This window comes from Paraburkholderia mimosarum LMG 23256 = NBRC 106338, assembly GCF_000739815.1.
Taxonomy (GTDB): Bacteria; Pseudomonadota; Gammaproteobacteria; order Burkholderiales; family Burkholderiaceae; genus Paraburkholderia; species Paraburkholderia mimosarum.
This window is the reverse complement of sequence record NZ_BBJJ01000031.1, coordinates 57,918-84,491: the sequence shown is the minus strand read 5'-3', so window position 1 is coordinate 84,491 and position 26,574 is coordinate 57,918. Positions and strand designations below refer to the sequence as shown.

Genomic DNA, 26,574 nt, shown 5'->3' with positions numbered 1-26,574 from the left:
ATGCGATGTGGAAAATGAAGGCGCGCAAGACTTAATGTCCCGGATGCGGCAACAAAGCGCCGCGCAACCAGGCTCAACTGGCAGCGGGAGAGAGTCAGGCCAGCACCGCGCCTGCGCCGCAGCGTTCAGTGCCTGCGGCGAACCCGGTCGAGCACATGGTGCTCGGCCAGCCAGTGATGCATCATGCCTTCGCCGTCGTGCTCCTTCCTGTAGGCGCGCGATTCAAAAATCGATAGCCCAAGCAGCACGAGCAGCCCTACGGCAAGACCGATCAGACCCGCAATAGTTTCGGCGTCCATGGCAGCCTCCTGTCGATTGCAGCCATGTCCGTATCTTAGAACAGTGTCGCAGCGGAAAAAATAGCGGTTTGCGCGCTGCGCCACGCTGTATCGAGTTATGGAGTGGAGAATGGACCACCACTCAGAAAGGATTTGATCTGATGTCCCGTATTTATCTGGCCCTCATGATGGGCGCTTTGCTTTCGGCGTGTGCTGACAACTCGACGACGCACCACCACGGCACCCCGCCGCAGGATCCGCCCGACTACCACGGGGTACCGACCGACGACCGTCCGCCGATGATGATCGAAAACATGCCGCCCGCTCAGTGAGCGCCCAGCGGGCGCAAGCTACTCAGCCCAACCGTGCAGGGGGCGAGGTTCAATCGCACCGCTGATGCGCGGCACCAACGGTGAGAGCGTCAGCCCGCGCGCCGCCATGAACACGAGGAGGGCGATCCACAGCCCGTGGTTGCCGAGCGGCCCGACCAGCGCCCACGATGCGCCAAGAAACACTGCCAGCGATACCACCATTGCGTGCATGAGTTCTCGAGTGCGTGTCGCCCCGATGAACACGCCGTCCAGCAGAAATCCCCAGACGGAAATCAGCGGCGACAGCGCGGCCCACGGCAAGAATGTGAGAGCGGCGGTACGTACCGCCGGTTGGTCGGTTAGCTGACCGATAATCCATGGGCCACAGACCCAATAGACGACGGAAAAGCCGAACGCCCCGAGCGCCGACCAGAACAGATTGACCTTGACCGCCTCGCGAAACGCGGTTCGGTTGCCCGCACCAATTGCCGCGCCGACCAGCGCTTCGGCTGCATGAGCGAACCCGTCGAGGCCGTACGCCATGAAGGTTTGGAAGTTGAGAAGCAGAGCGTTGGCGGCAAGAATGGCGTCGCCTTGCGCCGCGCCCAGGTGGGCGAACCACCCGAACGACCCCAGCAGGCAGAGCGTACGCAGAAAAATATCCCGATTGAGTACGACGAGCCGCTTCACCGCCGCGGGCTCGAGTACGGTGCGCAGCGCTAGCGGGGCAAGCCCGCGAGGACGTAGCCTCCAGAGCACACAGGCGCCGAACACAAAGCCAAGCGCATCCGCAGTCGCCGTCGCCGCCCCGATGCCTGCGATGCCCCAACCCAGGCCATATACATAGCCAAGCACTGCAGCGACATTCACGAGATTGATAAAAATCTGCGAAGCCAGCGCTATGCGCACGCGTTGCGTGCCCAGTAGATAACCGAGTACGACGTAATTCGCCAGCGCGAAGGGCGCAGATCCAATACGCGCCAGACAGTAGATCGTGGCGTTATGCTGCACCTCGACACTGCCCCCAATAGCCGCGAGCGTGTATCGAATCACGGGCGACTGGATCAGCAGGATCACAATGCCGATCGCGAACGCCAGCAGCAGTGCGCGCACGACGTTCGCGCGCAGCGCAGCGAACTCGCGCGCGCCATGGGCCTGTGCGACGAGTCCAGTCGTTCCCATGCGCAGGAAGCCGAAGCCCCAGAACACGAAATTGAAGAACAGTCCGCCTAGCGCGACGCCGCCCAGGTCGGCTGCGCTGCCAAGGTGACCGGCCACGGCGGTATCGACGGCGCCGAGTATGGGCTGCGTGAGATTGGCGAGAACAATGGGAAACGCGAGCGTCAGCACGCGCCGATGCCAGCCGCGCTGGTCGGGCAGGGCCTGCGCGTCGCTCAAACGCGCTCCTGCACGCACACCCACGGCGAAACGACGACGGCCCATAGTTCAGGCTTGCGCGCAGCGTAATCGGCCGCCGTTTCTGCTTGCATGCGTACGACGAGGCCCGACGACAGCCATTGCGTGACGACGGTGCTGTCGTCGTTAGCGATGGCCTCGGCCACACTGACGAGGTCGAGGTCGCTCGCCACGCTGAGCAGCTTGCCTTGGGCGAAAAAACGTTCGAGATCCTGCCAGTCTATCTTGGCGGTTTCGCCGAACAGTTTGGCGTACAGCGAGCTGGGGTTGGCGTCTTCTATAGTCATGGTGAAGAGGTGATGCGGTGCGCCCGTTACTATAAACGATAGCCAGCCTGCCGACAGGGCGGTTGACGAGCGCGTTTTCGGCGGCATTAATCACATTAATGATCGATAGCCAGGTTCGAGCCGCCGAAATTCAGACAATAAGGTAGATTAAACCGGTCAAACATCTGATCTTAAGCGTGCTGCGAAATGGTTTCAATTTTTGTACATCCGAGTCGATAAAATGCGCTGCTTCGTGCGCTTCCCCACTAAAGCGCGCGGCTCAACAAAATGAGAAAATTGCAGCGGGTTAAAGCGATGATCCGGCATTGCGAAACATCTCGGTAGCCAATCGTCGTCGGCCTGAGAACACCGACCGGCAAGGCTTTCCGTCGTTTTTTGCCTAGTCGCGGCGTGCCCTTGCTGCGAACGCTTTTATGCGCAACGACCCTAGATCGAACGTACGTATTCATCGCCGAAAAGTGGTGCGACACATAATCCGTGCGCCGCAACACATTCTCGGTCTAATTAAGTGATTGCGCCGCAGGAAACCGATTGATAGATTGCGATTCGGCGCATGGTAAACCGGTCCTTTACCGATATGCGCCAAACCCCCGTTAGCCCGGCGCCATGCCGGGCTTTTTTTTGCCTATCGATCGGGTGGCAACAGTCTCGGTCAGCGTGCCGGCAGTTCGCGTGTCGGATCGATCGAGCGCCCTTGATAGCGCAACTCGAAATGCAGCATCACGCGATCGTTGTCAGTGCTTCCCATTTCGGCGATCTTCTGACCTTGCGTCACGCTCTGACCTTCCTTCACGAACAATGCCTGATTGTGCGCATAGGCCGTCAGGTAGTCTCCGTTGTGCTTGATGATCAGCAAGTTCCCGTAACCACGTAGACCGCTGCCGGCGTAGACCACCGTGCCCGGCGCTGCCGCGACGACCGGCGTGCCGGCCGCGTTGACGATGTCGATACCCTTCGAGTCGCGGCCGTCGAAGTTGCGTACGACCTGCCCGCTGGTCGGCCAGACAAGCGAGATCGACGGGCTGGCTGCGGCCGATGGCGCGGACGACGAGTCGGCTGCGTCCGCCGTTTCCCGCGGAGCGCTCGCGCCTGCACGCGGCGCGGCGCTGGTGCGTGCGGTCGTCGTGCCGGCGGGCGGCTCCACGCGCAGCACCTGGCCGACTTCGATGGCATCGGGGTTCGACAGATTGTTCCAGCGCACGATGTTCTGCACAGACTGGCGATTGCTACGGGCGATCTTGTAAACGGTGTCGCCGCGTTCCACGCGGTAATAGCCAGGCCCGACCGGGGCCGATCCACACGCGCTCAGCAACGCAATGAGCGCCGCACATGCAATCCGTCTGATTCCTGGTGCCAACATTGAACCTCGCATGACGTTGCCTCGCGACTGACTGAGCTTCGTCGCCCTGGCAAAACGACCGATTTTAGCGGGTTTGCCGGCAAAGCTGGCTTTTCGCCTGACGAATGACTGACGAAAGCGGCCTCACAGCTACGCCCGTCGGCACCGCATGTGACAAAAGTGAGATTAGCCGTCGAGCGCTTCGACACCGATGCGCAGCACTGCCGTCTCCGTATGGCCCGGGTCCAGCCAGCGCAGCCCGAGTCCATTATGAATCGCATCGGGTAGCCCGAGCCAGGGTTCGATGCAGTAGAAGTCGGAGTTTTCGGCTTCCGTCCATGTCGTCACCGCGTACCAGGCAAGCGAGCCGGGTCGGTTCAGATCGATGGTCACCCGTCTGCCTAGCCCCGGCGCAACAAGGCGTACGGACGAAGCGGGCGGCGTGGGCTCCAGAACATGGAAACGGTCGATGATGCGAGGATCGTCGAGCCGGTACTGCTTCTCACCTGGCTCGGGCGCGCTGATCGAGCCGTCCGCGAACTGATGGCGGCGCTGTGCGGAGGGCAGATCGAGCGTCGTTTGCGCGCGCTGGGCGTGCGGCAACGCGAAATAGAAATGATGCCCCGCGTACCAGGGAAAAGGCTGTGAGCCGGTGTTGGTCACGCTCAGGCTTACGTCGAGCGTCTGAGCGTCCGCCAGACGATAGAGCGCTTCAAAGCGAAAGGCGAACGGGTAACCCGTGCGTGTGGCGTCGGAGTCGACGAGTGTCATTCGCAGACCATGCCCATCGTCGTCGACTTGCGCCGTGAAGGGCAGGTCGCGCGCGAAGCCGTGCATCGGCAGATCGCGGATGACACCCTGTGCGTCGCGCCAACGGCCGATTTGACCGTCTACGCGATGGCGGCCAAGAAACGGGAACAGCAGCGGGTTCCCGCCGCGCACGCGTGCCGGCTCTGCCCAATTTGCGTTGTCCGGCCAAACGATGACAGGCTGGCCTTCCATATCCCACGAGAGCAATCGTCCGCCGGCCGACGGCGCGAAGCGCAGCGTCGAGGTGCCGCGCGAAAGGGAGATGATGTCCTGCTGCGGGTTGACGTTCATGGGCGAGCCTGGGGTGGTGGGAGAAGGTATCGGCGCACTTGCGCCGGGCAGGCGGATTTTGCGCCGCTTTCGCATGCGTGAAAACCCGCGTCGGGAAAGCGTGACTTTTGTCGAACGATGTGAGTCGGGATAATCCGCATGACCGTGCGTTGGCGCACAGACCATTTTCGCAGGAGACCTGCATGGACCTCGCAATAGCAATGAGCATGGCTCTGTTCAGCCTCTTTGTGGGCAGCAGCGCGTATTTTTTCTACAAGATGGCGCGTTGAGCGCGGCCTATCGGTCCCCTGAGTCTTCTTCGCAATTTCCACCTCACACGTGGTGTCAAGAACCCGTGCATTCGCGGCCAATTTTGTTGCGGCGCGGTAACTTCTCCGACAAATACGTCACCAGGCTTGGCGCTGTAATTCGGCCCAGGCATAATCGGTGCGCTCCGCCGCACCGGCTCCGCATGGTCCGGCACCTTACGTCAATATTACGAGGATCCGCGCGTGAGTCTCTGGTTTCTACTCTTCCTTAGCGTGTTGCAAGGCGTCACGGAACTCTTTCCCGTGAGCAGTCTCGGTCATACGCTGCTTGTGCCGGCCGTTTTCGGCATGCACATCGACAAGCATGCGCCGCAACTCCTTCCGTTCCTCGTTGCTTTGCACCTGGGGACTGCCGTCGCGCTGCTCTGGTATTTCCGCGAGCGTTGGGTCGCGCTGATCGGCGGCTTCTTCGGCTCGCTGGCCGGGCGCAAGAACGATGAAGGACACATGATGTGGGCCCTCATCGTGGGCACCATTCCGACGGGCATTGTTGGCCTCGTGTTGGAAAAGCGCATCGAGGCGATCTTTCACGATCTGCGCATCGTCGCGGCGGCACTGATGGTCAACGGCGTGCTGCTGTGGTTCGGCGATCGTCTTCAGCGCGCGCGCGCCCATCGTCCGCCGGAGAAGCTCACGTTTCGCCAGGCGTTTTTCGTCGGCCTTGCGCAGATCGGCGCGCTCATTCCCGGCTTTTCGCGCAGCGGCCTCACGATGATTGCGGGCAATGCGGCGGGCCTTACTGCCGAAAAGGCCGCGGAGTTCTCATTCCTGCTCGGCACGCCGATTATCTTCGCGGCTGGCGTGCTCGAACTGCCCAAGCTCTTTCATGCGCGAGACCAACTGGTGACGGCGCTCGTCGGGGGCGTGCTCACCGGGATCGCGGCCTGGCTGAGCGTGAAGTTCCTGATGCGCTATTTCGAGGGGCGTGGGCGCCTGGCATCGTTCGGCGTCTATTGCCTGATCGCGGGCGCGATCTTCCTTGGCTGGTTCGCGTTACATCAGCAGCCGGTTTGATTGTGGCACCCGTGACCCTCGGAAACGCGACCACCCGCGCGACCGCGTGAGACGATCGCGGTATAATCCAGCCCCGTCTTCGTGGGGCCGTTCGGGGCCTCGCACGCGACCACGCGACAGTAGCTCAGCTGGATAGAGCATCGGCCTTCTAAGCCGAGGGTCGGGGGTTCGAGCCCCTCCTGTCGCGCCAGATCAAATGAACATAAAGCCCGGCCTTCCTCGCCGGGCTTTTCACTTTCCACCGTTCGATCTCAGTAGGGCGATGAACCGGTGTTCAGCAATGCCGAAATCAAGGACGTAATTGCCTCGCTGCGTTCACCGACTGCCGGCAGCCGGAGGTGCATTGCTTGATGGCTGAGTCGTCACCGTCGGGCACATCTGAAAAGGACCGATCGAGGGCGGCCAGCGGCTTGCACGCGGCCTCGCATGGCGGGTGAAAAAAGGGTGCGTGTTATGCTTTTCGCCGATACCGAATACCGTTTGCCCATCGAGGAGAACATCCAATGGCCACGTTGCCCCGAGCCCTGCACACCCTGAGTACCCTGAGCGCGGCGCTCCTTGTCACGATCGGCACGAGCAGCGCGCATGCCGCCAATCTCGGCTTTCTGAACAACACGCCGATGTCGTTCATGAACCAGGCGGACTACAGCTCGCTCCAGAATGCCGTGCGCGACGCCGTCGAGCACAAGGCAGATGGCGAGAGCACGACCTGGACCAATGAAGGCTCGCGCAACAGCGTGCGCGTCGACTCGACCATCACGCCGTCGAACACGCGAAAGGAAGGCGACAAGACTTGCCGCGACACGGAAGTTGTCATCAATGCGAAGGGGCAGTCGATGACGCTGCGTCCACATTTCTGCCGCGTGGGGGAAGGCGCGTGGAAGTTCCAGAAGCAGCACTGAGCGCGCGGTGAACGCCAAGGTCGTTTCGTGCGGCATCGTGCTGCTCGATCCTCACGGCCGCGTGCTGCTTGCGCACGCAACCGGCACGAATCACTGGGACATTCCCAAAGGGCAGGGCGAACCCGGCGAGACAGAATCACAGAGCGCGCGCCGGGAAATGGCCGAGGAAACCGGCATCGTGCTCGCGGCGTCGCGGCTCGTCGATCTCGGGCGCTTTGCTTACCGGCGCGACAAGGATCTGCATCTCTTTGCGGCGCGCGCGGCGCCCGACGAACTCGACCTGTCGCGCTGCGTTTGCGTGTCGCTCTTTCCGCGCCGGGAGGACGGCGTGATGATTCCCGAAATGGACGCCTGGCGCTGGACCGTTCCGTCCGACGTCGCAAGCTACGCGAGCCGCAGTCTCACGCGGCTGTTCGAGACAGCGCTTTCGCTCCCGGAGCTGCACCGCAAACTCTGATCCGCCGGAACAGGCGGCGCCGCAACGAGCGCCTCGCCTTTTCCGATGTGCGGCGGATGCGGCTTTAACGCCCCACAGCTTCGCCGAGGAAGTGGCGCGCGTAACGCTCGTTGATCTCCGAGAGGCGGAAGAGCGTGAGGAAGTCGGCGCAGTTGAAGTCGGGGTCCCAGGCGGGCGCGCCGCAGATCTTCGCGCCAAGGCGCAGGTAGCCCTTGATGAGCGGCGGCGGCACGGCAGGCGTGCCGGTGCGCAACTCCTCGACGGGCAGCGGCGTGTGCGGGAACGCGCGGTATTCGGGCGCCGTCAACGCGTTGGCGCCGAGCGCGCAGTACAGGTTCGCCGCGTAGTGGCCGCCGTCGGCCATCGCGACGCTCGCGCAGCCGAGCATCGTCTCGTAGCCGTTGTGCGTCATGTAGCCGCCAAGGCCGCCCCACAGGGACATGATGACCGAGCCGCTGCGGTAGTCGGGGTGCACGCACGAGCGGCCCACTTCGACCATCTTCGGGCGCAGATGCGCGAGGCGCGAGACGTCGAACTCGCTTTCGGCGTAGAGACGGCCGATGCGCGCCGCTTGATGCGGCGGCAGCACGCGATACGTGCCGACGACCTTGAGCGTGTCGAGGTCGCGTACGAGCAGGTGGTCGCAGTAGGCGTCGAACGCGTCGACATCAAGGCCGGCCGGACCGGTCAGGTGTGCGCCCATTTCCTCGGCGAACACGCGGTAGCGCAGACGCTGGGCCTCGCGCAGTTCCTCGTCGCTGCGAGCCCAGGCCACCTGCAGCCGATGCTGCGCGGTGACCGTTTCTTCGGCGCGCGGCAGGCGCCGATTCGACTCGAATAGCGTCGAGGCGAACGGCAGGGTGGGCGTCGGCAGATCTCGCATGGGGCGTCCTTCGGAAGTAAGAGAACTTTCCCGGCAATGTAGTAATACGCGGTTACGTTTCCATGAAAAAGCAGTGACGATTCGATGACGTCGCGCACGGCAGACGGACGACGCGGCTTGCGGCGGCGGGGGTGGGAATGCGGCGGGTTCAGGTGGAGCGCTGTCTGGGCCGCGCACGGGGCGGCCCAGTGGGCAGGCTGGAGGACTTATACGAGATCAGGGGTGATGGCGGCGTGCAGGACGGCCTGGTCGTCGCCGTTGCGTTCGCGGCTGGCCAGCCAGAGTACGCCGGCTTTCTTGACGGCCCAGCTGCGCGAGTCGGCGCCGCCAGAGAGCAGCCGCGCCGCGACTTCGCCGAGGGTAGGCTGATGGCCGACCACGACGACCGTCGAGGCCAGCCCATCGGGCCACCCGACGGCGCTCAGTACCGCCTCGACGCTCGCATCGGGCGCGAGTTCACGGGCCACGCGATACTGGTCGGTGAGCGCCTCGGCGGTTTGGATGGTGCGCGCGGCGGGGCTCGCGAGAATCAGCGTGTCCTCGGGCAGGCGCGCGCGCAGCCAGCGCGCCACGTTCTGCGCCTGCTTGCGCCCGCGTGTGGTGAGCTGGCGGGCGAGGTCGGTGGCGGCACTGTCTTCGGCTTCGGCGTGGCGCCAGAGGATGAGATGCATGGCGTCTCCTTTTGGCTGCAAGGTTGCGCGTAAGGGGTTGGTTGTCATGGTGCGCGCCTCGCTGCGAGGCGGCAAGCGCGGATGAGGTTCTTTTTTTGCGTGCGGCGATTTGACGGCGCTGGCCCACTACCGATACAATCTCTGATTCGTCGGAGCGTAGCGCAGCCTGGTAGCGCATCTGATTTGGGATCAGAGGGTCGTAGGTTCGAATCCTATCGCTCCGACCACAGAATCAAGGACTTACGGTGTCATGCCGTAAGTCCTTTTTCTTTTTCCGCTGTTTGCGGCGCCGGCAAGCTGTCAACCCGCTGCCTTCCCCGCTTTCCCGTCTCCTCCAATCTCTCAAAATACTGTATAAATATACAGGTGGAGGCAAGCCGACCTCCTTCCCACCCATGCCCCATTTCCAGCCGGGCAGGGTGAGGTATTCCCATCGATCAGGCCCAGAATCATGGCAGCAGTCCAGATCCCTGCGCAGCCCATCACCGCGCAACTCGCCGCGCAGCTCGCCGAACACTTGCCTCCCCGGCTGCAAAGCCGCGTGTGGCAAGGCGATCAGCTTGCCCACGCGAGCGAGCGTTCGGTGCCGAGCGGCCACGCCACGCTCGACGCCCAGCTCCCGGGCGCCGGCTGGCCCGCGGGCAGCTTGACCGAACTGCTCGTCGAGCAGGGCGGCGTGGGGGAGATGCGGCTCGTCGCGCCGGCGTTGCGCGCGCTCACCGCGCAAGCTGGCAGGCACGTGCTGCTGGTCGCGCCGCCGTGGCGTCCGTACGCCTGCGCGCTCAAGACCTGGGGGCTCGCCCTCGAACGCGTGATCTGGGTGCGCGCGGCCGAAGAGGAGGCCGCCTGGGTGGCCGAGCAGGCGCTCAAGCAGGAAGGCATGGGCGCCGTGCTGCTCTGGCAGACGAAGGCGCGCGCCGATGCCGTGCGCCGCCTGCAGGTCGCCGCCCAGGATTCGCAGGCGCTCGCGTTTCTCGTGCGGCCGCTCGCCGCGCGCAACCAGTCGTCGCCGGCGCCGTTGCGCATGACCTGCTCGCCGGTGCCGGCGCCCGCCGACGCGAACCTGAACCGGCGGCAATGGATGCAGCTCGCCGCGCTATCCGTCGATATTTTCAAGCGCCGCGGGCCGCCGCCCGCCCAACCACTCGTCATTACATTGCCGCTGCAGGACGCAGTGCTGCCCCAGCCGGACGCAGCTTCCGTCGTCATGCCGTGGCCCGGGGTCAATCATGCTGTGGATCGCCGTCACCTTGCCGCTGTTGCCGCTCGAGGCCGTCAGGCCGCTGACGCCGCCGGTGCCGTCAACGTCATACCCGTCACCCCCGTCTGAGGGCGTCGAGGCCTGCGCTGCGCTGCGCTGTTACGCGCTTGCCGATCCCACGCGCATCCTGATCCCCGATCAGGGCGCGCTGCGCCTCGGCGTGCAGCCCGGCAACACGCGCTCGCATGCGCTGGCGCTCGCGCCGGGGCTCGTGCTGCTCGAGCCCGATCCGGCGCGCGAGGCCCGCGCCTTCGAGGCGCTCGCGCTCGCGTTGCTCGCCTATACGCCCAAGGTGTCGCTCGCGCAGTCGCACACGCTGTTGCTCGAAGTCGGCTCGGGGCTGCGTCTGTTCGGCGGCGTGCGCGCGCTGCTCGCCAGGGTCGCGGCGACGGTGGCCGGCTGCGGACACATCGCACGCATTGCCTGCGCGCCCACGGCGTGGGGCGGGTGGACACTCGCACAGGCGCGCGCCACGCGTTCGTCGCGCCGCTGGCGCGTGCTCAAGGAAACGACGCTCGAACGCGTGCTCGATGCATTGCCGGTGGCGCTCGCGCCGTTCGCCGCGCAGCACGACCACGCGCTCACGCAGATCGGCTGCGCGACGCTCGGCGATCTGCGGCGGCTGCCGCGCGACGGCATCGTGCGGCGCTTCGGCGACGGCGTGCTCGGCTGGCTTGCGCAGGCGCGCGGCGAGGCGCCCGATCCGCGCGTCTGGTTCGCCGCGCCGCCGTCGTTTCACGCGTCGCTCGAATTGCACGCGCGCGTGGAGAGCGCCGAGGCGCTGCTCTTTGCCGCGCGCCGCCTCGTGATGCAGCTGGCCGGCTGGCTCGCCGCGCAGCACGCCGCGCTGAGCGCTTTCGAACTGCGTCTCGCGCACGAGCTGGCCTCGCGGCATGCGCCGCGCACTTCCAGTCTCACGATCGCCTGGGCGGCGCCTTCGCGCGACGCCGAGCACCTGCTGTGGCTGCTGCGCGAGCGCCTGAATCAGACCGAACTCGCGGCGCCCGTGATCGGCCTCGCGCTCGTCGCCTCGCAGGTGAGCGAATACGCGGCGCCCACCGACACGCTCTTTCCGATGGCCGAGGCCGCCGAGGCGTCGCTTGGCCAGCTTTTCGAGCGCATCGGCGCGCGGCTCGGCGAGCAGAACGTGCTGCAGCTTTTCGTCGAGGACGATCACCGGCCGGAGCTGGCGATGTCGGCGCGGCCTTACCGCGAGAGCGGCGCGAAGCGCTCGCGCAAGCCGCGCAAGGGGCGCAACGGACCCGATATGGAAAAGGAAAGCGCGCCCGTGCAGAGCGCCTTCGACCTGCCCGAAGTGCCGCTGCCGGCGCAGCCGCGCCCGGCATGGCTGCTCGAAAAGCCGCTCAAGCTCGCGACGCGCGGCGACAGGCCGGTTTATCGACGGCCGTTGAAGACGCTCACGCGCACCGAGCGCATCGAGTCCGGCTGGTGGGACGGCGAGGGCGTCGGGCGCGACTACTACGTCGCCGCCGACGACCAGGGCCGCATGTTCTGGCTGTATCGCGAGCGCATTGGCGGCCAGTGGTATCTGCAAGGGCTTTTCGGCTAGCGTTTATTCGTCGTTTTTTGGGTTTCAGGAATCATGTCGACCAGCGGGACGGGCGCGCCGTCGCCTTCTCAGTTACCTGCACAGTTGCCTCCGCAGTTGCCTGCGCAGTTGCCTGACTACGCGGAACTGCACTGCCTCACCAACTTCACTTTCCTGCGCGGCGCGTCGCGCCCGGGTGAGCTGGTGGAGCAGGCGATCCGCCATGGCTACCGCTCGCTCGCGATCACCGACGAATGCTCGTTCGCGGGCGTCGTGCGCGCATACAGCGCGCTCAACGAGTACGACGAGGCGCGCAAAAAAGCCCATGACGAAGCCGTGCGCGAGGCCCGCGCGCTCGGCGGCAATGCTGCGGCCGCGGCCCTGGGCCCGTTCGAGCCGTCGTTGCAGTTGCTGATCGGCAGCGAGCTGGGTCTCGTCGACGAACATGGCGCACCGTTCTGCACGCTCGTCGCGCTCGCCATGAACCGCGAGGGCTACGGCAATCTTTGCGAGCTGATCACGCTCGCGCGCTCGCGTGCGGCGAAGGGCAGCTACCGCGTGCATCCCGCCGATTTCACCGAGCCCGGGCCGGGCTTCGAGCATCTGAAGCATTTGCGCGACTGCGTGCTGCTGCTGGTGCCGCAGCGCGCGGCCACGCTCGCGCAAACCATGCGGGCCGCGCACTGGCTCGCGGGCTTCGCGGCCGAGCGCGCCTGGCTCGCGCTCGAGCTGTGGCAAACGGGCGGCGACGACACGCAGATCGAAGTGCTGCGTCACGTCTCGCAGGAAAGCGGCCTGCCGCTCGTCGCGGCGGGCGGGGTGCTGATGCACGCGCGCTCGCGCAAGCCCTTGCAGGACACGCTGAGCGCGATCCGCATCGGTAAGCCGCTCGCTTCGTGCGGGCGCGCGCTGGAGGCGAATGCGGAGCGTCACTTGCGCTCGCGCGTACGGCTTGGCGCGATCTATCCGCGCGAGGCGCTCGACGCGACGCTCGAAGTCGCGCGCCGCTGCACGTTCTCGCTCGGCGAGCTGGCCTACGAATATCCCGAGGAACTGGTGCCGCCCGGCGAGACGCCCGCTTCGTGGCTCGAAAAGCTCGTGATGCAGGGCGCGGCCGAGCGCTGGCCCGATGGCATGACCGAAAAGCGCCTCAAGCAGATCGAAGAGGAACTGCGGCTGATCGCCGAGCTGAAGTACGAGAAGTACTTCCTGACCGTGCACGACATCGTCCGCTACGCTCGCGAGCAAAAGATCCTGTGCCAGGGGCGCGGCTCGGCGGCGAACTCGGTGGTGTGCTACTGCCTGAAGATCACGGAGATCGACCCGGTACGCATGAACATGCTCGTGGCGCGCTTTCTGTCCCGCGCGCGCAACGAGCCGCCCGACATCGACGTCGACTTCGAGCATCAGCGCCGCGAGGAAGTCATCCAGTACATCTACCGCAAGTACGGCACGCGCCGCGCCGCGCTGGCCGCGACGCTCATCACCTATCGTGCGCGCAGCGCGCTGCGCGACGTGGGGAAGGCGCTCGGCCTCGATAACGCGCTCGTCGAAAAACTCTCGGGCGCGCATCAGTGGTGGGACGGTCCCGATTCGATCGCGCGCCATCTGGAGGAGGCGGGCTTCTCGCCGGACTCGCACGTCACGCAGCAGCTCATCCGGCTCACGCGCGAGCTGCGCGGTTTTCCGCGCCACCTCTCGCAGCACGTCGGCGGTTTCGTGATCGCGCGCGACAAGCTCTCGCGGCTCGTGCCGATCGAAAACGCGGCGATGAAGGACCGCTACGTGATCGAGTGGGACAAGGACGATATCGACGCGCTGCGGCTTCTGAAAGTAGATGTGCTCGCGCTCGGCATGCTCTCGGCGATCCGGCGTTCGCTCGAATTCGTGGCGCTGCGGCGCGGCCTGCCGGAGATGCGCGTGCAGGACATTCCGGTCGAGGACCCGGCGGTCTATCGCATGTGTTCGAAGGCCGACACCGTCGGCGTGTTCCAGATCGAGTCGCGCGCGCAGCAGAGCATGTTGCCGCGGCTGAAGCCGCGTACCTACTACGACCTCGTGATCCAGGTGGCGATCGTGCGGCCCGGGCCGATCCAGGGCGACATGGTGCATCCGTATCTGAAGCGGCGGCGCGGGGACGAGGTGGTGGAGTACGCGAAGGAGGAGCTGCGTCCGGTGCTCGAACGCACGCTCGGCGTGCCGATCTTCCAGGAGCAGGTGATGCATCTCGCGATGGTCGCCGCCGACTACACCGGCGAGGAAGCCGACAAGCTGCGCCGCGCGATGGCGGCGTGGCGGCGCGATGGCGATCTGCGTCCGTATCAGGCCGATCTCACGAAGCGCATGCTCGGAAAAGGCTACACGCCGGAATTCGCCGAGCGCATCTGCAGGCAGATCGAGGGTTTCGGCGACTACGGTTTTCCAGAGAGCCATGCGGCGAGCTTCGCGCTGCTCGTCTACACGAGTGCGTGGCTCAAGCGCTACGAGCCCGCGGCATTTCTGGCAGGACTGCTGAACAGTCAGCCGCTCGGTTTCTATTCGCCTTCGCAGCTCGTGCAGGATGCGAAGCGCCACGGCGTGCAGGTGCGCGCGCCCGATATCGCGCTGAGCGACTGGGAGTCGGTGCTGGAGAGCCGCGGCGCACCGGGGCAGCGTTTCGATGGCGAGACGGTTCGTGCACGCCGGGCCGAAGCGGGGCATTATCGTGCGCTGCTCGACGCCGCTGCGCTGACGCGAAGGGGCATGCTCAAGCGCGGCGGCCGGCGGCACAGGTTCATGGATGGCCTCAAGCGCATCGTGCGCATGCGCATTGCGCTCGCGCCGCGGCGCTACGGGCTCTCCGGTCACGGCGGCCCGGCCGTGCGTCTCGGCTTCAGCCTCATCAAGGGCTTTTCCGAAGATGCCGCGCGGCGCGTGATGCAAGCGCGCGAGCATGCGCCGTTCACCGACGTCGACGACCTCGCGCGCCGCGCCGCGCTCACGCGGCGCGAGCTGGAGGCGCTGGCGGCGGCAAATGCGCTCGCGAGCATAGCGGGCCACCGGCGCGAGGCGTGGTGGGCCGTGACGGCGCAGCACGCGGTGCCCGCGCTGCTGCGCGACGCGCCCGTTGCCGAGGCGCCGCTCGCGTTGCCGCGTGCTTCCGAGGGCGCCGAAATCGTCGCCGATTACGCGAGCCTGCGGCTCACGCTCAATCGCCATCCGCTCGAGCTGCTGCGCCACGGCCTCGCGAAGCAGCGCTTTCGCACGGCGGAGCAACTGGCGCACTGCCGGCACGGCATGCTCGCGCGCGTGTGCGGAATCGTGACGGTGCGGCAACGGCCGGGCACGGCGAACGGCACGATCTTCGTCTCGCTCGAGGACGAGACCGGCAGCGTCAACGTGATCGTGCACGCGGCGCTCGTCGAATCGCAGCGCAAGGAACTGCTAGGGTCTTCGCTGCTGGCGGTGGCGGGCGTGGTGCAGCGTGAAGGCGAGGTGGTGCACCTCGTGGCGCACCGGCTGGAGGATCACAGCCGGCTGCTCGGACGGCTCGCGACGGAAAGCCGGAATTTCCACTGAATGTTTGCCGGAGGGCGAGCGGCAACGGCCGCGTGCGTCGCCGTGCGGCGCCGCTTAGCGCCGCTCGCCGCTGATGGTGAAAGCGTCCAGCACCGCGCGGATCGCTGCGTCGAACGGCGTGCGGCGGCCCATGCCCAGCGCTTCGAGACGGCTCGAATCGAGGTGGCAGTCGCGCGGGCGGGGCGTCGAGTCCGTGGGCGTGGGCTGCGCGAGGAGCCGCGCCTGAACGCCAAGCGCCTGCGCGAGCCGTTGGGCGATGTCGTACTTCGTCATCGGCTCGTCGCCGGACCATTGCGCGACCCCGCACACGGGCGCGCCGTCCGCGAAGCGCAGCAGCAGCTCGCGGATGAGGAACGCCACGTCGGGCGTGAAGGTCGGGTAGCGCGTCGCCCATGCGTCCATCGGCGCGGCGCGCGCACCGGGCTGCGCCGAGGCGACGATGGCGGGCACGAGGCTCGTCACCGCCGACTCGTGCCAGCCGACGATCGGCCCGTACAGCAACGGCAGGCGCAGCACGAGGGCGTTGTCGCTGGTTTCGAGCAGCGCGCGCTCGCCTTCGAGCTTGCTCTGGCCGTAGGCGTTGAGCGGATTCGGCGTGTCGTCGATGTCGTACGGGGGCTCGGTGCCGTCGAAAACGTAATCGGTCGAGATCGAGAGCACCCACGCACCACGCTGCCGCGCCGCCGTGGCGATGCTGCGCACCGCATCGACGTTGAGGGCGCGCGCCGCGGCCGGATCATGCTCGCAGACATTGGGGCGGCGCTCGGCGGCGGCCAGTACGATCGCATCGGGCGCCTCGCGCTCGACGAACGCATTGACGGCGTGCGCGTCGCGCACATCGAGCACGGCCTCTTGCGGGCCGCCGTGGCGGAACGCAGTCGGCACCACCTGCCAGTCGGTAACGGCTGCGAGTTCGCGGACGACGGCGCGCCCGAGCAGGCCCGATGCGCCGATCACGGCAACCCTGAACATGGCGGGGCCTCTCAAGCGCCGGCTGTGCCGACTACGGTATAGCCAGCTTCGTCGATGGCGGATTTCAGGACTTCGGCACTCTGACTCGATTCGACCTTGACGCGGCCGGCGGCCAGATCGATCTCGACCTTAGCCTGCGCGTCATGTTCGTGAATCGCGCGCGTGACGGCGCCAACGCAGTGCTGGCAGCTCATGCCTTCGACGTTGAACTCGATCATCGTGTCTTCCTTTTTCTGAGTGAGACGGGTGACTTGCTGCATATGAGGCCGCAGCCGGATTATGCCAGCGGGGCTTCGTGTCGCTGGACCTTCCCATCATGGGAAGGTGTACGATCGAATCATTGCTCACCAACGCACCTGACAGCGGGAGAACTGGCGTGAACATCGGCGAAGCGGCACGCGAATCGGGCGTCACGGCGAAAATGATTCGCTACTACGAAAGTGTCGGATTGCTGGCGCCCAAAGCGCGCACGGCGTCCGGCTACCGCGTCTATGGCAGGGAGGAAGTGCATTCGCTGCGCTTCATCCGCCAGGCGCGTCGGCTCGGCTTTCTCGTCGACGACATCCGGCGCCTGCTGGCGCTCTGGCAAGACCGCTCGCGGGCGAGCGCCGAGGTCAAGTCGATCGCGCTCGATCATGTGGCCGAACTGGACCAGCGCATCGCCGAACTCTCCCAGATGCGCGACACGCTCGCCCATCTGGCTTCGCACTGCCACGGCGACGACCGGCCGGACTGCCCGATTATCGAAGGGCTCGCCGACGCGGCCCCGCTGAACTGCCAGGAGCCCGGTCACAAGCACTAAGCGCCGCTGCAACGGTGCCGGGCAAATTGACGCAGCCCGGTCGATCTCATGCACTTATTTGGTGCGATCGGTGCTGCTTTCGGGCGATAGCCCGGAAATCGTCGATAAAACTTGTCGATAAAACATGATGTTGCAGATTCGGTGGTCGTCGTCATTCCAAAATGGAATGCACAGCATTCGGGCAATTCACTAGCAAAGTTTGGTGCAACGGTTATAATGCGGGTTATCCCTAGTTAGGGTTATCCCTGATGCAAATCACCGGGGATCGCCGAACCGAATCCTTGGAGCACACCATCATGTTTGCGTACTTTCTCGAAAAGCTGGGCACCTGGTTTGAAACCGCCGAACGTCGCCGCCGCGAAGCGTATCTCGCGTCGTCGTCGGATATCGTGCAGCTCGAACAGCGCATCCGTTCGATCGAGTCGAACGGCTACAACTCGCTGTAAGGCCGGCCTCGACCGGGTTTCAGACCGGTTGCGAGCGGCACTGTCTCAAGCCCCGCGTTGGCGGGGCTTTGTCATTTCTGCGCCGTCGATGGAACAGAGTCTGAGCCTTCCCACCGGGGTAAGGTAAAGTCTTTTTTGCGACGAGCCGTCATAGCAATGGTGTCGCTTTCTACCGGGGCCGCTCATGATGCAAGACCGCATTTCCCATCGAACGCTTTTGCCGTCTCACCACGCGTCATGTCGTTTTTCTTTGACGCGGGCAGGGCTGCTCGCCGTCTTCATTGCGTGCGCGAGCGCAAGCGCCCATGCGGGGCAGCCGCTCGTGCTGGACACGCAAATGGGCATTAGCGACGGCCAACCGGGCATGGTGCTGCAGAACGCGCCGCTCTCGCGTGAGCCGATGGTCCAGGCGGTGCAGCCGGCCGGCCTCGCCCCCGATTCGTCGCAGCCGTATATCGTCGCGCCGTACGTGGAAGTGCAGTCCGGTGCCGGAGGCGGCGGCCGGCCCAATCCGCCGCCGCGCCCGCCGCGTCCTCCGCATCGCCCAACGCCGGCGCTTGCGCAGCCGGTACCGGCTGCGCAGTAGCGCGCGTCGTTTGGGATCCTGGCGGCAGCGCTCAGTCGCCGCGCGACTCGATCTTGAACTGCGCGCCGGCGTCCTGGCCGAGCGTCTTGACGAGCCAGGGCAGCGTCTCTTTCATCGACGCTTCGAGCGTGTAGGGCGGATTCAGGATGAACATCCCGCTGCCGTAAAGGCCGAAGCCGTCCGTGGGCGGGTTGCTCACCGAGAGCGTGAGATGCAGCCAGTTCTTGTCCTGCACGCGCTTGAGCTGCTCCGGGAAGCGCTGCGACTCGGGGCGCGTGACCTGCGGATACCAGACCGCATAGGTGCCGTTCGCGAAACGCTCGAGGCTCTCCTCCAGGCACGTGAGCGTGCGCGAATAATCGCGCTTGTCCTCGAAGGACGGGTCGATCAGCACGAGCGCCCGGCGCGGCGGCGGGGGCAGCAGCGCCTTGATGCCGTCGAAGCCGTCGCCGGCGTAGATCATCACGCGGCGGCCGGCGTCATGGAAGCGGTGGCGCAGGACGTCGATTTCCGTGCTGTGCAATTCGAATAGCCGCATGCGGTCCTGCTCGCGCAAGAGCCGCCACGCGAGATATGGCGAGCCGGGGTAGAAGCGCAGTTCGCCGTCGGGGTTCAGCGCGGCCACTTCGTCGACATAATCCGCGAGCACCTGCGGCAGATCGCTGCGGCCCCACAGTTTGCCGATGCCCGTGTCGAACTCGGCGTTCTTCGTGGCGTAGCCTTCACGCAGCGCATAGGCGCCGGCGCCCGCGTGGGTGTCGATGTACCAGTACGCCTTGTCCTTCTTGCCGAGGTAATGCAGCAGCTGCACGACGACGGCGTGTTTCAGGACATCGGCATGATTGCCGGCGTGGAAGGCGTGGCGGTAGCTCAGCATGATGGACGGGACACGAGGTCCGGTGAAAAGCGGGAAGACGGCACAGGCGCCGCGCAGCCTTCGAAACAGCGGCTCACGCAGCGAGGCCGCGTATTGTACGCCACCGCCGTGCCGCTATCCCGGTATGACACCCCATTGCGTCACCGCAGTCCGTCACCGCAGTTCATCACCGCGGCCGGCGACGCCAGGGCATCGGCCCGGCCCCGGGCGCAATGGGACCGTCAGTCGTAAGCGTCGCCGACGATCGCCTCGATCTGCGCCTTGATGTCCGGCGTGATCTTTTCTGCCACGTCGCGCGCCTTCATGTTTTCGCCGATTTGCTCCACGCGCGAAGCGCCGGTGATGACCGTGCTCACATGCGGATTCTTCAGCACCCACGCAAGGGCCAGCTGCCCCACCGAGCAGTCGAGCTGCTTCGCAAAGTCGGCGAGCCTGCCGACGATCTCGTTCTTGTCAGGATCCGTGACGTTCTTGCGCAGCCAGTCGTAGCCCTGCAGCTCGGCGCGGCTGCCCGAGGGCACGCCGCTGCGGTATTTGCCGGTCAGGAGTCCCGAGGCGAGCGGGCTCCAGGTCGTGAGGCCGAGACCGATGTCCTCGTAGAGCCGCCGGTATTCGTCTTCCACGCGTGTGCGATGGAACAGGTTGTATTGCGGCTGCTCCATGACCGGCTTGTGCAGATGATGGCGCTCCGCGATGTCCCACGCGGCGCGGATCTCGTCGGCGCTCCACTCCGAGGTACCCCAGTAGAGCGCCTTGCCGCGTGAGATCATGTCGCTCATCGCCCACACGGTTTCCTCGACCGGTGTGTGCGGGTCCGGGCGGTGGCAGAAGACGAGATCGACGTAATCGAGCTGCAGCCGCTCGAGCGAGCCGTCGATGGCGTTCATCAGGTACTTGCGGTTGAGCGTGTGGTACTGGTTGGGCGCTTCGTTCAAGCCCCAGAAGAACTTGGTCGAGACCACATAGCTCACGCGCGGCCACGCGAGTTCTTTCAGCGCGAGGCCCATGAGCTCTTCCGACTTGCCGCCCGCATAGGCCTCTGCGTTGTCGAAGAAGTTGACGCCTGCGTCGCGCGCCGCCGCGAGCGATTCGCGCGCGAGCTTCGCGTCGACCTGATTGCCGTAGGTGACCCACGAGCCAATGGACAGTTCGCTAACCTGCAGGCCTGAACGGCCCAGTCGCCGATAGTTCATGAACGTCTCCTCTAGAGTCGGTAAAGCTAGCACGACTTTGCCGTTGGTGCTTACAGCCCGGAAGGCGCAAGTCACGGCCGCGACGATGCCGCGCAACACGCTATTGCGCATCCTGCAGTCCGGCGCTTGTCCAGATCGATGCTTCGTGTAACGAGCTTCATGCACAATAGCCTCATTGGCCGCGACGCAACATCCGGCCGGATGGCATAGGCCATTCGTCAGGTTTGACGGCGCGCGTGCCGAGTTTCATCCTGTTCCGTTCACTCACCTGGAGGTGTCCGATGTCGTCTCTCTCTCTGAACATGAAACTCGATGGCAAGGTCGCCGTCGTGACTGGCGCGGCCAGCGGCATCGGCAAACAGATCGCGCTGACGCTCGCGCAGGCGGGCGCCGCGGTCGCTATCGCCGATCTGAACCAGAGCGGCGCGGACGCCGTGGCCGAAGAGATCAAGGGCGCTGGCGGCAAAGCCATGGGCGTGGCCATGGACGTCACCAGCGAAGACGCCGTGAATCAGGGCATCGACCGCGTGGCCGCCGAACTGGGCCCGGTGGACATCCTCATCTCGAACGCGGGCATCCAGATCGTGAATCCGATCGAGAACTACGCGTTCTCCGACTGGAAGAAGATGCAGGCCATCCACGTGGACGGCGCCTTCCTCACCACCAAGGCGGTGCTCAAGCACATGTACAAGGACGACCGCGGCGGCGTGGTGATCTACATGGGCTCGGTGCACTCGCATGAAGCTTCCCCGCTCAAGTCGGCGTACGTCGCAGCCAAGCACGCGTTGCTCGGCCTCGCGCGCGTGCTCGCGAAGGAAGGTGGCAAGCACAACGTGCGCTCGCACGTGGTGTGTCCCGGCTTTGTGCGCACGCCGCTCGTGGAAAAACAGATTCCCGAGCAGGCGAAGGAGCTCGGCATCTCCGAGGAAGAGGTGGTCAAGCGGGTCATGCTCGGCGGCACGGTGGACGGTATTTTCACGACGGTCGAGGACGTCGCGCAAACCGTGCTGTTCCTCTCGGCTTTCCCGAGCGCCGCGTTCACGGGCCAGTCCTTCATCGTGAGCCACGGCTGGTTCATGCAATAACGCCGGCATCGAGCGGAGGAGACGCAGCAATGGCGCAACGCAAGAAGGGGCAGCTCCAGTCGAGCGCCGTGGGCGAGGAAACCGGCGCGCATACGGGCGCGCATGTCGGCGCGCATTTTGCTGAGAAACCGCGGCCGCGCGTCTCGCAATGCGGCGGCGGAGCCGAGCAGTGGGAAACCGTCGCACTCACCCTGCAGGGCGGCGGCGCGCTCGGCGCCTATCAGGCGGGCGTGTATGAAGGGCTCGTCGAGGCCGGCATCGCGCCCAACTGGATTGCGGGCATTTCGATCGGCGCGCTCAATACCGCGATCATCGCGGGCAATGCGCCCGAGCATCGCGTGGCGCGGCTGCGCGAGTTCTGGGAGACGATTTGCCAGCCTGCCTTCAGCCCCCCGTTGCCGCCGTTCGTCGAGCATGCGCTCTTCAACTCGAACGCCGCCTTGCGCAAGACCTTCACGGCCATGCAGGCGGCGGGCGCGATCGTCGAAGGACAGAAGGGGTTTTTCGTGCCTCGCTTTCCGCCGCCACTGCCCAATGCCTCGGGTTCGCCAACGACGGCCAGCTACTACGACACGAAGCCGCTCAAGGCGACGCTCGAGCGCCTATGCGACTTCGAGCGCATCAACTCGGGGGAAACGCGCGTGTCCGTGGGCGCGGTCAACGTGGGCAGCGGCAACTTCGTCTATTTCGACAATACGACCACCACGTTGCGTCCCGAGCATTTCATCGCCTCGGGTGCGCTGCCGCCGGGTTTCGCGGCCGTGGAGATCGAAGGCGAGTACTACTGGGACGGCGGCCTGATGTCGAACACGCCGCTCTATGAGGTCATCCAGACCACGCCGCGGCGCGACACGCTCGCGTTCCAGGTCGATCTCTGGAGCGCGCGCGGGCCGGTGCCCGACAGCATCGTCGACGTGCAGGGGCGCGTGAAGGATATCCAGTATTCGAGCCGCACGCGCCTCGTCACCGACATGCTGCAGCGCTCGCAGCGGTTTCGCCACGTGCTGCGCGAGGTGCTGGACCGCGTCGCGCCCGAGCATCGCAATGATCCGTGGGTCGCGCTCGCCGATGAACTCTCGTGTACGCGCAAGTACAACGTGATCCACCTCATCTACCGGCAGAAGGAGTACGAGGGGCACTTCAAGGACTTTCAGTTCGGCATCTCGACGATGCGCGAGCATTGGGCAAGCGGCTTGCAGGACATCCGCGCGTCGCTCGCCCAGCCGGGCTGGCTCGACAAGCCCGATAACGATGCGGGCTTCGTCACGCACGACATCCACCGCGACATGCGCGGTCACCTCGGCTGAGCAGCATCGCTCGAGGCCCGGGCCAAAGCAAAAGGCGTCCGTTCTTGCGAACGGACGCCTTTTTTAATCGCCGCTGCTTCGGCGCCCCGCGTCGAAGCGGTGCGCCTCGCGTACGCGAAAGGCTTACTTCAGCACGGCCGCAATCGCGTTCGCGACCACATCGAGGTTGCGCGTGTTCAGCGCGGCCACGCAGATGCGGCCCGTGCTCACGGCGTAGATGCCGAATTCTTCACGCAGGCGGTCGACCTGCGCCGCCGTCAGGCCCGAGTAGGAGAACATGCCGCGCTGCACGTTGATGAAGTTGAAGTCGCGGTCCACGCCGGCGGCCGCGAGGCGCTCGACGAGGCCCGTGCGCATGGCGCGGATGCGATTGCGCATTTCGCCGAGTTCCGCTTCCCACATGGCGCGCAGGTCGGCCGAGCCGAGCACCGCTGCGACGACCGAGCCGCCGTGCGTCGGCGGGTTCGAGTAGTTCGTGCGGATCACGCGCTTGAGCTGCGAGAGCACGCGTGCCGACTCTTCCTTGCTGCTCGTGAGGATCGACAGCGCGCCAACGCGCTCGCCGTAGAGCGAGAACGACTTCGAGAACGACGACGAAACGAATACGTTGAGCTCCGAAGCCGCGAAGAGGCGCACGACTTCGCCGTCTTCCGCGATGCCGTCGCCGAAGCCCTGATAAGCGATGTCGAGGAACGGCACGAGATTACGCGCCTTGACGACCTCGATGACCTGCTTCCACTGGTCGATCGTGAGGTCGACGCCGGTCGGGTTGTGGCAGCACGCGTGCAGCACGATGATGGTGCCGGCGGCGTAGCCGTTCAGCGCGCTCAGCATGCCTTCGAAGTTCACGCCGTTGGTCTGCGCGTCGTAGTACGGGTAGGCGAGCACTTCGAAGCCCGCGCTTTCGAAGAGCGCGCGGTGATTTTCCCAGCTGGGGTCGCTGATCGCGACCTTGGCGTTCGGATTCACGCGCTTCAGGAAATCAGCGCCGATCTTGAGCGCGCCCGTGCCGCCCAGCGCCTGGGCCGTGACCACACGGCCGGCGGCGATCAGCGGCGAGTCGTCGCCGAGCAGCAGCTTCTGGACGGCGGCGTCGTAGGCGGCGAGACCTTCGATCGGCAGATAGCCGCGCGGCAGACCGGCTTCCACGCGGGCCTTTTCTGCCTCGCGCACGGCGCGCAGCAGCGGAATCTTGCCTTCTTCGTTGGTGTACACGCCCACGCCGAGGTTCACCTTGGTCGCGCGTGCATCGGCGTTATAGGCTTCGTTCAGACCCAGAATCGGGTCGCGAGGGGCGAGTTCGACAGCGGAAAAGAGGGACATGATCGTTCGGCAAAAGTGAAGGGAGATCGGTTGGGCCACACGCGCCGGCCACGGAACTCGCTATTGTAACGAATCCTCTAGCCGGATTTCCGCTCATTGCCATTCGCCGCACGGGGCGATTTCGGTCGGCATGGCCGATGCCCGGCGTGCGGTCAATCTGGGCCCGATGCCCACGCGCCGCCCGGCCCTTGCAGCGCCGCCACCGCACCCCATCTAGCACGAACGCCTACCCACGGCTCGCCCATCGGCAGGATCAGGCGAGACGCTAGAATAGTTGTTTGCTCCGCGCACAGGATGTCACCCATGTCCGACCACACCGTCGCCGACGCGCCCGCGCTCGACGAGTCGAAATTCGTGCACTACGACGGCTCGCCGTTCCAGCTCTACCAGCCGTACCCGCCGGCCGGCGACCAGCCGACGGCCATCGAAACGCTCGTGGAAGGCGTGGAAGACGGTCTCTCGTTCCAGACGCTGCTCGGCGTGACGGGCTCGGGCAAGACCTACACGATGGCGAACACGATTGCGCGCCTCGGTCGCCCGGCTATCGTGTTCGCGCCGAACAAGACGCTCGCCGCGCAGCTCTACGCCGAGTTTCGCGAGTTTTTTCCGCGCAATGCCGTCGAGTACTTCGTTTCGTACTATGACTATTACCAGCCGGAAGCCTATGTGCCGCAGCGCGATCTTTTCATCGAAAAAGATTCGTCGATCAACGAGCATATCGAGCAGATGCGGCTGTCGGCCACCAAGAGCCTGATGGAGCGGCGCGACGTGGTGATCGTCGCGACGGTTTCGGCGATTTACGGTATCGGCAATCCGTCCGAGTACCACCAGATGATTCTCACGCTGCGTCACGGCGACAAACTCGGCCAGCGCGACGTCATCGCGCGCCTGATCGCGATGCAGTACACGCGCAACGAGCAGGACTTCCAGCGCGGCACTTTCCGCGTGCGCGGCGACACCATCGACATCTTCCCGGCCGAGCACGCCGAAATGGCCGTGCGCGTGGAACTGTTCGACGACGAGGTGGAAACGCTGCAGCTCTTCGATCCGCTCACGGGCCGCGTGCGCCAGAAAATTCCGCGCTTCACGGTGTATCCGTCGTCGCACTACGTGACGCCGCGCGAGACCGTGCTGCGCGCCGTCGAAACCATCAAAGCCGAACTGCGCGAACGCCTCGAATTCTTCCACACGGAAGGCAAGCTCGTGGAGGCGCAGCGCCTCGAGCAGCGCACGCGTTTCGATCTGGAAATGCTCCAGGAACTGGGCTTCTGCAAGGGCATCGAGAACTACTCGCGGCACTTTTCGGGCGCGCTGCCCGGCGAGCCGCCGCCCACGCTCGTCGATTATCTGCCGACCGACGCGATGATGTTCCTCGACGAATCGCACGTGCTGATCGGCCAGCTGAACGGCATGTACAACGGCGACCGGGCGCGCAAGGAAAACCTCGTCGACTATGGCTTCCGGCTGCCTTCGGCGCTGGACAACCGGCCGCTCAAGTTCAACGAGTTCGAGCGCAAGATGCGCCAGGTCGTGTTCGTCTCGGCCACGCCCGCCGACTACGAGAAGAGGGTGACGGGCCAGATCGCCGAACAGGTCGTGCGGCCGACGGGCCTCGTCGACCCGGAGATCGAGGTGCGGCCCGCATCGACGCAGGTGGACGACGTGCTCGGCGAGATCAACGAGCGCGTGGCCGCAGGCGAGCGCGTGCTGGTCACCACGCTCACCAAGCGCATGGCCGAGCAGCTCACCGAGTTCCTCGCCGACCACGGCGTGAAGGTGCGTTATCTGCATAGCGACATCGACACGGTCGAGCGCGTGGAGATCATCCGCGACCTGCGGCTGGGCACGTTCGACGTGCTGGTGGGCATCAACCTGCTGCGCGAGGGTCTCGACATTCCCGAAGTCTCGCTCGTGGCGATCCTCGACGCCGACAAGGAAGGCTTTCTGCGCGCCGAGCGCTCGCTCATCCAGACGATCGGCCGAGCGGCGCGCAACGTGAACGGCAAGGCGATTCTTTACGGCGACCGCATCACCGACTCGATGCGCAAGGCGATCGACGAAACCGAGCGCCGGCGCGCCAAGCAGATGCACTTCAACGCGGAGCACGGCATCGTGCCGCGCGGCGTGGTCAAGCGCATCAAGGACATCATCGATGGCGTCTACAACGTGGACGAAGCGCGCGCCGAGCTGCGCGAGGAGCAGGAGCGCGCGAAGTTCGAGGATATGTCGGAGAAGCAGATCGCGAAGGAGATCAAGAAGCTCGAGAAGCAGATGATGGACTACGCGAAGAACCTCGAATTCGAGAAGGCCGCGCAAACGCGCGACCAGCTCGCCGTGCTGCGTCAGCGCGTGTTCGGCGCGAACGTGGGGGACCATCCCATTTGAGCCTGTGAGGGCATCGGCGGATGGGCGCGCGGCGTCCGTCTTCGACGACGGAATGCCTTCGATTGCCTTTCGTGTGCATCACCCGCTGAAATCTGCCAGCGAAGCGCCGTAAGCCCATATTAACCAATCGCCGCTAAAACCCTGTTCGCTAAGGGTTTTCGTGTCGGCGGCTTTGTCCCTGGTCCGCATCGGTGATACACTTCGCAATTATTGAGAATTGTTCGCATTAACGTTTTTACGTAGATGCGGAAGACTCAGTGCGA

Annotated in this window: 25 protein-coding genes and 2 tRNA genes; 15 read left to right on the top strand and 12 right to left on the bottom strand. The window is 65.2% G+C overall.

The window, feature by feature from the left end; all coding sequences use genetic code 11:
* Positions 1–125: 125 nt before the first annotated feature.
* A complete protein-coding gene (locus BMI01S_RS42010; protein WP_165822956.1) occupies positions 126–299 on the bottom strand; it encodes a hypothetical protein in 174 nt (57 codons plus the stop codon).
* A gap of 140 nt (positions 300–439) precedes the next feature.
* Here BMI01S_RS42010 and BMI01S_RS42005 point away from each other — a divergent pair, with 140 nt between their 5' ends.
* Entirely contained in the window at positions 440–610 is a 171-nt protein-coding gene (locus BMI01S_RS42005) for a hypothetical protein (protein ID WP_167334430.1), read from the top strand.
* 18 nt (positions 611–628) lie between these two features.
* Here BMI01S_RS42005 and BMI01S_RS22260 read toward each other — a convergent pair whose 3' ends face one another.
* The 4 genes from BMI01S_RS22260 to BMI01S_RS22245 form a co-directional block, all read right to left on the bottom strand.
* Entirely contained in the window at positions 629–2,032 is a 1,404-nt protein-coding gene (locus BMI01S_RS22260; protein ID WP_081716133.1) for an MATE family efflux transporter, read from the bottom strand.
* A complete protein-coding gene (locus BMI01S_RS22255; protein ID WP_028213553.1) occupies positions 1,984–2,292 on the bottom strand; it encodes a DUF2288 domain-containing protein in 309 nt (102 codons plus the stop codon). Before BMI01S_RS22255 ends, BMI01S_RS22260 begins: the two co-directional genes overlap by 49 nt.
* 652 nt (positions 2,293–2,944) lie before the next feature.
* Positions 2,945–3,652, bottom strand: a complete 708-nt coding sequence (locus BMI01S_RS22250; RefSeq protein WP_028213554.1) for a peptidoglycan DD-metalloendopeptidase family protein — start codon at positions 3,650–3,652, stop codon at positions 2,945–2,947.
* Positions 3,653–3,817: 165 nt separating this feature from the next.
* Positions 3,818–4,732, bottom strand: coding sequence for an aldose epimerase family protein (locus BMI01S_RS22245; RefSeq protein WP_028213555.1), 915 nt, complete (start codon positions 4,730–4,732; stop codon positions 3,818–3,820).
* Positions 4,733–5,223: 491 nt separating this feature from the next.
* Between BMI01S_RS22245 and BMI01S_RS22240 the strand changes: the two genes are divergently transcribed.
* From BMI01S_RS22240 to BMI01S_RS22225, 4 genes are all read left to right on the top strand, one after another.
* Positions 5,224–6,054 (top strand): undecaprenyl-diphosphate phosphatase, encoded by an 831-nt coding sequence (locus BMI01S_RS22240; RefSeq protein WP_028213556.1) that lies wholly within the window; start codon positions 5,224–5,226, stop codon positions 6,052–6,054.
* A gap of 113 nt (positions 6,055–6,167) precedes the next feature.
* A tRNA-Arg gene (locus tag BMI01S_RS22235) sits at positions 6,168–6,244 on the top strand.
* 313 nt (positions 6,245–6,557) lie between these two features.
* Positions 6,558–6,956 (top strand): RT0821/Lpp0805 family surface protein, encoded by a 399-nt coding sequence (locus BMI01S_RS22230; RefSeq protein ID WP_028213557.1) that lies wholly within the window; start codon positions 6,558–6,560, stop codon positions 6,954–6,956.
* Positions 6,957–6,963: 7 nt separating this feature from the next.
* On the top strand, positions 6,964–7,413 hold the full coding sequence (locus tag BMI01S_RS22225; RefSeq protein WP_028213558.1) for an NUDIX hydrolase: 450 nt from the start codon (positions 6,964–6,966) through the stop codon (positions 7,411–7,413).
* A 64-nt stretch (positions 7,414–7,477) separates the two neighbouring features.
* On the opposite strand, the gene BMI01S_RS22220 is transcribed toward BMI01S_RS22225, so the two are convergent.
* Together BMI01S_RS22220 and sixA are read right to left on the bottom strand one after the other, a co-directional pair.
* The gene (locus BMI01S_RS22220) at positions 7,478–8,296 is read right to left on the bottom strand and encodes a GNAT family N-acetyltransferase (RefSeq protein WP_028213559.1); all 819 of its coding nucleotides are present in this window, start codon (positions 8,294–8,296) and stop codon (positions 7,478–7,480) included.
* Between the two features lie 206 nt (positions 8,297–8,502).
* Complete coding sequence (gene sixA, locus BMI01S_RS22215; RefSeq protein WP_028213560.1) at positions 8,503–8,967, bottom strand: phosphohistidine phosphatase SixA; 465 nt, start codon at positions 8,965–8,967, stop codon at positions 8,503–8,505.
* Between the two features lie 150 nt (positions 8,968–9,117).
* Here sixA and BMI01S_RS22210 point away from each other — a divergent pair.
* The 4 genes from BMI01S_RS22210 to BMI01S_RS22195 all read left to right on the top strand — a co-directional run bounded on the left by BMI01S_RS22210 (position 9,118) and on the right by BMI01S_RS22195 (position 15,335).
* Positions 9,118–9,194 (top strand) — tRNA-Pro (locus tag BMI01S_RS22210).
* A gap of 224 nt (positions 9,195–9,418) precedes the next feature.
* The gene (gene imuA / locus BMI01S_RS22205; RefSeq protein WP_238327989.1) at positions 9,419–10,297 is read left to right on the top strand and encodes a translesion DNA synthesis-associated protein ImuA; all 879 of its coding nucleotides are present in this window, start codon (positions 9,419–9,421) and stop codon (positions 10,295–10,297) included.
* Positions 10,197–11,798, top strand: a complete 1,602-nt coding sequence (locus BMI01S_RS22200; protein WP_036020030.1) for a Y-family DNA polymerase — start codon at positions 10,197–10,199, stop codon at positions 11,796–11,798. Before imuA ends, BMI01S_RS22200 begins: the two co-directional genes overlap by 101 nt.
* Before the next feature lie 33 nt (positions 11,799–11,831).
* Positions 11,832–15,335, top strand: a complete 3,504-nt coding sequence (locus BMI01S_RS22195; RefSeq protein ID WP_042290561.1) for an error-prone DNA polymerase — start codon at positions 11,832–11,834, stop codon at positions 15,333–15,335.
* Between the two features lie 54 nt (positions 15,336–15,389).
* Here BMI01S_RS22195 and BMI01S_RS22190 read toward each other — a convergent pair whose 3' ends face one another.
* Both BMI01S_RS22190 and BMI01S_RS22185 read right to left on the bottom strand, forming a co-directional pair.
* Positions 15,390–16,307, bottom strand: coding sequence for a dTDP-4-dehydrorhamnose reductase family protein (locus BMI01S_RS22190; protein ID WP_028213564.1), 918 nt, complete (start codon positions 16,305–16,307; stop codon positions 15,390–15,392).
* Between the two features lie 11 nt (positions 16,308–16,318).
* Positions 16,319–16,525 (bottom strand): heavy-metal-associated domain-containing protein, encoded by a 207-nt coding sequence (locus BMI01S_RS22185; RefSeq protein ID WP_028213565.1) that lies wholly within the window; start codon positions 16,523–16,525, stop codon positions 16,319–16,321.
* Between the two features lie 158 nt (positions 16,526–16,683).
* Here BMI01S_RS22185 and cueR point away from each other — a divergent pair, with 158 nt between their 5' ends.
* The 3 genes from cueR to BMI01S_RS22175 all read left to right on the top strand — a co-directional run bounded on the left by cueR (position 16,684) and on the right by BMI01S_RS22175 (position 18,141).
* A complete protein-coding gene (cueR, locus tag BMI01S_RS22180; protein WP_028213566.1) occupies positions 16,684–17,109 on the top strand; it encodes a Cu(I)-responsive transcriptional regulator in 426 nt (141 codons plus the stop codon).
* A 296-nt stretch (positions 17,110–17,405) separates the two neighbouring features.
* Entirely contained in the window at positions 17,406–17,555 is a 150-nt protein-coding gene (locus BMI01S_RS39215) for a DUF3563 family protein (RefSeq protein WP_081716139.1), read from the top strand.
* Between the two features lie 250 nt (positions 17,556–17,805).
* The gene (locus tag BMI01S_RS22175; protein ID WP_154671325.1) at positions 17,806–18,141 is read left to right on the top strand and encodes a hypothetical protein; all 336 of its coding nucleotides are present in this window, start codon (positions 17,806–17,808) and stop codon (positions 18,139–18,141) included.
* 31 nt (positions 18,142–18,172) lie between these two features.
* Here BMI01S_RS22175 and BMI01S_RS22170 read toward each other — a convergent pair whose 3' ends face one another.
* Together BMI01S_RS22170 and BMI01S_RS22165 are read right to left on the bottom strand one after the other, a co-directional pair.
* A complete protein-coding gene (locus BMI01S_RS22170; RefSeq protein ID WP_028213567.1) occupies positions 18,173–19,018 on the bottom strand; it encodes a 23S rRNA (adenine(2030)-N(6))-methyltransferase RlmJ in 846 nt (281 codons plus the stop codon).
* A gap of 221 nt (positions 19,019–19,239) precedes the next feature.
* Positions 19,240–20,211: a potassium channel beta subunit family protein gene (locus BMI01S_RS22165; RefSeq protein WP_028213568.1), complete on the bottom strand. Its 972-nt coding sequence runs from the start codon at positions 20,209–20,211 to the stop codon at positions 19,240–19,242.
* Between the two features lie 281 nt (positions 20,212–20,492).
* On the opposite strand from BMI01S_RS22165, the gene BMI01S_RS22160 reads away from it, so the two are divergent.
* The gene (locus BMI01S_RS22160; RefSeq protein WP_028213569.1) at positions 20,493–21,296 is read left to right on the top strand and encodes a 3-hydroxybutyrate dehydrogenase; all 804 of its coding nucleotides are present in this window, start codon (positions 20,493–20,495) and stop codon (positions 21,294–21,296) included.
* 29 nt (positions 21,297–21,325) lie between these two features.
* On the top strand, positions 21,326–22,603 hold the full coding sequence (locus tag BMI01S_RS22155) for a patatin-like phospholipase family protein (protein ID WP_028213570.1): 1,278 nt from the start codon (positions 21,326–21,328) through the stop codon (positions 22,601–22,603).
* Between the two features lie 123 nt (positions 22,604–22,726).
* On the opposite strand, the gene BMI01S_RS22150 is transcribed toward BMI01S_RS22155, so the two are convergent.
* Complete coding sequence (locus BMI01S_RS22150) at positions 22,727–23,926, bottom strand: amino acid aminotransferase (protein ID WP_028213571.1); 1,200 nt, start codon at positions 23,924–23,926, stop codon at positions 22,727–22,729.
* A 303-nt stretch (positions 23,927–24,229) separates the two neighbouring features.
* Here BMI01S_RS22150 and uvrB point away from each other — a divergent pair, with 303 nt between their 5' ends.
* Positions 24,230–26,311: an excinuclease ABC subunit UvrB gene (gene uvrB / locus BMI01S_RS22145; RefSeq protein ID WP_028213572.1), complete on the top strand. Its 2,082-nt coding sequence runs from the start codon at positions 24,230–24,232 to the stop codon at positions 26,309–26,311.
* The last annotated feature ends 263 nt before the right edge of the window (positions 26,312–26,574 follow it).

Coding starts and splice junctions, on each gene's coding strand:
- BMI01S_RS42010 (WP_165822956.1), bottom strand. CDS start 299: ATGGACGCCGAAACTATTGCGGGTCTGATCGGTCTTGCCGTAGGGCTG.
- BMI01S_RS42005 (WP_167334430.1), top strand. CDS start 440: ATGTCCCGTATTTATCTGGCCCTCATGATGGGCGCTTTGCTTTCGGCG.
- BMI01S_RS22260 (WP_081716133.1), bottom strand. CDS start 2,032: ATGGGCCGTCGTCGTTTCGCCGTGGGTGTGCGTGCAGGAGCGCGTTTG.
- BMI01S_RS22255 (WP_028213553.1), bottom strand. CDS start 2,292: ATGACTATAGAAGACGCCAACCCCAGCTCGCTGTACGCCAAACTGTTC.
- BMI01S_RS22250 (WP_028213554.1), bottom strand. CDS start 3,652: ATGTTGGCACCAGGAATCAGACGGATTGCATGTGCGGCGCTCATTGCG.
- BMI01S_RS22245 (WP_028213555.1), bottom strand. CDS start 4,732: ATGAACGTCAACCCGCAGCAGGACATCATCTCCCTTTCGCGCGGCACC.
- BMI01S_RS22230 (WP_028213557.1), top strand. CDS start 6,558: ATGGCCACGTTGCCCCGAGCCCTGCACACCCTGAGTACCCTGAGCGCG.
- BMI01S_RS22220 (WP_028213559.1), bottom strand. CDS start 8,296: ATGCGAGATCTGCCGACGCCCACCCTGCCGTTCGCCTCGACGCTATTC.
- sixA (WP_028213560.1), bottom strand. CDS start 8,967: ATGCATCTCATCCTCTGGCGCCACGCCGAAGCCGAAGACAGTGCCGCC.
- imuA (WP_238327989.1), top strand. CDS start 9,419: ATGGCAGCAGTCCAGATCCCTGCGCAGCCCATCACCGCGCAACTCGCC.
- BMI01S_RS22200 (WP_036020030.1), top strand. CDS start 10,197: ATGCTGTGGATCGCCGTCACCTTGCCGCTGTTGCCGCTCGAGGCCGTC.
- BMI01S_RS22195 (WP_042290561.1), top strand. CDS start 11,832: ATGTCGACCAGCGGGACGGGCGCGCCGTCGCCTTCTCAGTTACCTGCA.
- BMI01S_RS22190 (WP_028213564.1), bottom strand. CDS start 16,307: ATGTTCAGGGTTGCCGTGATCGGCGCATCGGGCCTGCTCGGGCGCGCC.
- BMI01S_RS22185 (WP_028213565.1), bottom strand. CDS start 16,525: ATGATCGAGTTCAACGTCGAAGGCATGAGCTGCCAGCACTGCGTTGGC.
- BMI01S_RS39215 (WP_081716139.1), top strand. CDS start 17,406: ATGTTTGCGTACTTTCTCGAAAAGCTGGGCACCTGGTTTGAAACCGCC.
- BMI01S_RS22170 (WP_028213567.1), bottom strand. CDS start 19,018: ATGCTGAGCTACCGCCACGCCTTCCACGCCGGCAATCATGCCGATGTC.
- BMI01S_RS22165 (WP_028213568.1), bottom strand. CDS start 20,211: ATGAACTATCGGCGACTGGGCCGTTCAGGCCTGCAGGTTAGCGAACTG.
- BMI01S_RS22160 (WP_028213569.1), top strand. CDS start 20,493: ATGTCGTCTCTCTCTCTGAACATGAAACTCGATGGCAAGGTCGCCGTC.
- BMI01S_RS22155 (WP_028213570.1), top strand. CDS start 21,326: ATGGCGCAACGCAAGAAGGGGCAGCTCCAGTCGAGCGCCGTGGGCGAG.
- BMI01S_RS22150 (WP_028213571.1), bottom strand. CDS start 23,926: ATGTCCCTCTTTTCCGCTGTCGAACTCGCCCCTCGCGACCCGATTCTG.
- uvrB (WP_028213572.1), top strand. CDS start 24,230: ATGTCCGACCACACCGTCGCCGACGCGCCCGCGCTCGACGAGTCGAAA.